Source organism: Acinetobacter sp. UNC436CL71CviS28, from assembly GCF_000620525.1.
GTDB classification, from domain to species: Bacteria; Pseudomonadota; Gammaproteobacteria; order Pseudomonadales; family Moraxellaceae; genus Acinetobacter; species Acinetobacter radioresistens.
This window is the reverse complement of sequence record NZ_JIBB01000102.1, coordinates 1-1,188: the sequence shown is the minus strand read 5'-3', so window position 1 is coordinate 1,188 and position 1,188 is coordinate 1. Positions and strand designations below refer to the sequence as shown.

Here is a 1,188-nt window from a genome sequence, read left to right as displayed (position 1 = left end):
AGGCTTCTTCATTTGAAAATTATATCGCTGAAAAAGCCTTTACAGATAGGTTTGTGCAACAAAGCCCTATAAGAAATAGGGCGTAAACTCGAAAAGCCGACTTGGAAACAAGTCGGCTTTTTTGATAGTTTTTGCCAATAAGCCCGGCTAGAAAATGCTCAATTTTGGTATTTTTGCCCAGTTATCAAGGTTCCAAGATAGAAATTATCCTTATTTCCTGTGGATGAAATTTAGGCTACCGATTTTTACCTTATTTCTTCTAAAATTTTATTTTTTACCCAGTTTGAAAAGTCTTTTTGACTTTGTGCAAAATGTAAAATGTCAGCTTCATTATCCAGATTAAAACTTATACTTTTAACTTTCCTTCTAACTTTTTCATATTTCGTATTTATTGCAATTTTTCGCCAATTTGTTTGATCTGCAATGTCATAAGCGGCAGGTATGACCTCACCACCATCATCTTTATGCACACATATTTCAATATTATCTGAATTTAGAATACGGATTTCGTCCATTTCGATTTCTTTATTCTTGTATGAGGTAAACCCAAAACATATAGAGACACCGTTTTTTGATACTATTTGGATATTTCCAAAAGCCTCATCAGTATCTGTATGTGATTGATCCATTAATACTTCACAGTGAATAACACGCCAGTCGGTTTCTTGCTTGAGTTGTGAAGCTAACATTGGAATCATATATAATCCATTTTCTGAGGTTGCCGTAATACGATAATCTTTATTATTAATTTTTCAAGTGCTTTGATAAACTTTTTTAGGTAAGCATTCGGTGAACCCCATATTTGATTCCAATATGGTCAAAAACCTAATTTTTATAAGCAGATAATCGCTATACTTAAGCAAATTTAGGTATTACTAGAGATTCTTGCTTCATGACTCAGGCTCAACTTCAACAAATATAAAAACATCTTTAGAATATTGTGTACGATTTAGATGGAAAAATGGGGGCAGATGATCTGGTTCTCAAAGCTCGAAACTTTATTGAAAAGTTCTATCAAGGTTTATAAGTTAAGTAAGTTATATAAATTTATATCTCTGACAGATCAGCCTCTGGCGATCTTGTGGCTAGAGAGATCTTTAATTTTTCAGCACTGCACTCCCATATATGGACAAATCCCTGACAAGAAATATAGGGAAAGTTTTCAATCTCATCACTCTCTTCAAGATT

Annotated in this window: 1 protein-coding gene; it reads right to left on the bottom strand. The window is 33.2% G+C overall.

What is annotated here, in order from left to right; genetic code table 11:
• Positions 1-245: 245 nt before the first annotated feature.
• The gene (locus N518_RS0115335) at positions 246-698 is read right to left on the bottom strand and encodes a hypothetical protein (RefSeq protein ID WP_005093372.1); all 453 of its coding nucleotides are present in this window, start codon (positions 696-698) and stop codon (positions 246-248) included.
• Between the last annotated feature and the right edge of the window lie 490 nt (positions 699-1,188).